At 37.1% G+C, this 3430-nt stretch carries 3 protein-coding genes; all 3 read right to left on the minus strand.

Annotation, left to right across the window (positions count from 1 at the left end):
• On the minus strand, window positions 1–1746 hold a 1746-nt coding region (locus GSY74_RS05925), incomplete at its 3' end, for a tetratricopeptide repeat protein (RefSeq protein WP_164664180.1).
• Entirely contained in the window at window positions 1697–2989 is a 1293-nt protein-coding gene (locus tag GSY74_RS05930; RefSeq protein WP_164664181.1) for a CHAT domain-containing protein, read from the minus strand. The genes GSY74_RS05930 and GSY74_RS05925, both read right to left, overlap by 50 nt.
• 212 nt (window positions 2990–3201) lie before the next feature.
• Window positions 3202–3430: hypothetical protein (locus GSY74_RS10790; RefSeq protein ID WP_223157480.1), on the minus strand; the 229-nt coding region annotated here is incomplete at its 5' end.

Below are 3430 nucleotides of genomic sequence, written 5' to 3' on the forward strand. Positions count from 1 at the left end.
ATTTTCAAGATAATCAAGTATTTCTGATAAATCTATCTTTTTTGCTATCAAATAAGCTTTTACCCAAGCTTCTTTGGCCTTTTGTTGATTATTTTTATCCAAAAGAATAGTTCCTATATTCAATAGTGCATAAGAACTTCCCGCTACATTGCTTATCTCTTCAGCTATTTTGAGAGACTGTTCATAATACGCTAGCGCTTTATCCAAATCTCCTCTTGATTGATATATTGTACCAATACTTGCAAGTACTGTTCCCCCACCTAATTTATCACCTATCTCTTCAACTATTTTGAGAGACTGTTCAAAATACGCTAACGCTTTATCCAAATCTCCTCTTAATTTATATATTCGACCAATATAAACGAGTACTCTTTCCTCAATTGCTTTGTTTTCTATCTCTTCAGTTATTTTGAGAGACTGTTCAAAATACGCTAACGCTTTATCCAAATCTCCTCTTGATTCATATATTAGACCAATATAACTGAGTGCGGCACTCACTGTTGCTTTGTATTCTATCTCTTCAGCTATTTTGAGAGACTGTTGAAAATACGCTAGCGCTTTATCCAAATCTCCTCTTGATTGATATATTTGACCAATATGAACGAGTGTGGCACTCACTATTACTTTGTCTTCTATCTCTTCAGCTATTTTTAGAGATTGTTTATAATACCTTAAAGCTTTCCTATAATCTGCCAAACTATAATGTGAACTCCCAATTTCATATAAAGCATCAACTCTTGTTTTCTCATCTTCTGATTTAGCTATATCAGGCAACCAATCCTTCAAAAGTGTTTTGTATCGTCCTGCCCGATTTAACTCTCCTGTTATCCTATCAAGAGCCAGCCTGTCTGCTTCAGCAATCCGATTCGCAAATTTTAAAGCTTTATGGGCGATAAAGGCTTGGTGAAGGGTATCCCTCTCTTGCTCAAGAAGATATACCTGATAATCCGAAGCCCAAACTTTAAGCTCATCACTCAACTCTATATCTTTTCTTATAAAATCAAGTACCAAAGGGGAGATCTGATACTCATTGACTATATATTCATCATTGGTACTCTTTGTCACCAAGGAGAATGAGACGAGAATCTCAATGCTGTCTTTTGGTAAATCCCGTGAAATCTTTCTGACACCCTCTTTGGGAACAGGTACAAGATAGACTGAGAGTCTATGTAGAAGCTCTATCTCTTGAGGGCTTCTGAAAGAGAGGATTTTTTCTATTGCCATATTGACCTGTATATCTCTTTTTGCAGTAGAGAGTTCTTTTAGGAAATTTTCCTCTTCCGTATGATTTGGCATCTTTTTAACAGCAGAGATAAAATACTCTGCTCCCCTATAGTTTCCACCCAGGGTATCATAGACCTCTTTTATTATTCTTTTGTCAGAAAAGTCAATATTTTGTAAAGAGATATAGTGTAAAAAGTCACTCCAGGAGGGTTTTCCCAATTGAATCTTATGATGACAATCTGACACCAGCCACCGGGAAGTTATCAACAACACCACGTCATCAAATGTATCCAGAACCTCTATCCATATTTTAATGGTCTCATCTTCTACTTTTTTATCCGTGGGATTTTGAACAGACTCTAAGTTATCAAAGATAAAGGCGACTTTCCCATTTGCATTCTCTCCAAGCAAAAGCTCAATTAAGCGTTTGGCTCTGCACTGTTCATCTTTTTTGCATCGCTTTTTTATGTTTTTATATGTTTTTATATGTTTCTTGTCTCTCCTTTGACAAAGAGAATTCAACATCCATTAAAAAAGAATCAAAATCATCTCCATGCTTTAAAGAGTAATCAAATACCTTATACCCCTCATGTCTAAGCTCCAAGCCAAACTTTCCTGCCAAAGCACTCTTGCCGATGCCGCCTTCACCATAAATGAGAAGCTTTTTTAACTCTTTGCCGTAAAGATAATTATAAAACTCTCTAAACTCACACCTGCGGCCAATAAAAAGTTTAGGAAAAATAATCTGGTTAAGTTTCTGATTGGTCATTTCTCTACTTGGAATTTTTGGTGTAAAGCTCCAGTCTATCAGGGGGGTGGAAATATCCTGTGAAATCAAAAGGGGCAAAAACCAGTGTGAAGAGACCACACCCTCCAGCTTAGAAATCTCCTTTCTCGCTTCTTGTAAAGCGATAGAGATAGCATTTTTGCCAGAAAGTACCTTCATAAAGTTCTCAACAAATGAAGTCCCTGCCTGCTCATAAATAGATTCACTCATGCCAATAACATTTTTAATCCCCTCAAAGGCTAAAGCTCTTGCCAAACCATTATTGAGTTCATCGCTCTCTGTCTTGGCTGATTGACAAGAGGAGAGCACCACGCACTCTACAGTTGAGCCATTAAACGCTAAAGTCAAACGCTGCTCATTTATCTCTACTCTCAACCCTCTCTTGTCTTCAAAAAGGAAATAGCCGACGCCTTTGTCGTAGATACCGTGTCCACTCAAAAAGACCAAATGTGGTTCAAATCTTTTTATGTACCTGTCCAGACTCTCAAATCTTCCATCATAGGGGATTTGAAGTTCTACCAAACCTTCTTTGATAAAAGGCAAAAGAGATTCCAACACAGCCACCTGTTCATTCTCTACTGCCAAACGTTCACTCTCTTTCAGATCATCAGGAAGCGTACTGAAATACAAAATCCTCAAAGGAGACTTCTCCAGCGAAACATCAAGCTTTGGTGTTTTAGAGATAGACCGACTCAAAGTAAACCTGGGATCTTTAGCCAAAAAACCAAATTTGGGATGATAAAGAAGTTCCCAAGGCAGTTGCAATATAGCAGTATCATCACTCTCTATAATGATAGGTAAAATCTCTCGACCGCTCTTCTCTTCCTGATCTTTAAACTCCGTATCTATACCCAAAGCATTCCACAACTTACTGCCGACGGCCTTTAAAGTATCTTCTTGTTTGTTCTCTAAGTTTGAAAATTGTTTGGTGATATTGCTGGATGGTTTTATAATAAATGAATTACGATGCAGTTGCATAATTAAATCCCCTTAAAAAATCTACTTTATTTATGATAACATAATAGCTGTAAATTTTTTTATAATCTGTCAGCTGTAAATGAAATCGAGATAATTTCAGGGGGAAGTGATAATATAATAAACTGGGTAGGAGGTTCCATGGGAACTATAGAAAATATATTCGTTCAAAGTGTAAAACCTATTACCAATGTCATAATTCCCTGGTACGACTCTTAAGGCTTAAGCTTAAGACTTTCCTGATCTGTGTTCTCGTGTTTCCCTTTCAGAGCTTGAGCTACTTGTTCTTTTATCTCTTTGGTCAACTCATCTTCATGTTTAGTATAAATATCCTGGATAAGTCCGGCAAAGGAGTTTCCTTTTCGTATCTCCTGGATACCAATAACCAGAGAATAAGGACCTGTATGATTTTCAATACTGGGAATGAACCATGGCGATTGATAG

This window comes from Sulfurovum sp. bin170 (genome assembly GCF_010892395.1).
Taxonomy (GTDB): Bacteria; Campylobacterota; Campylobacteria; order Campylobacterales; family Sulfurovaceae; genus UBA1140.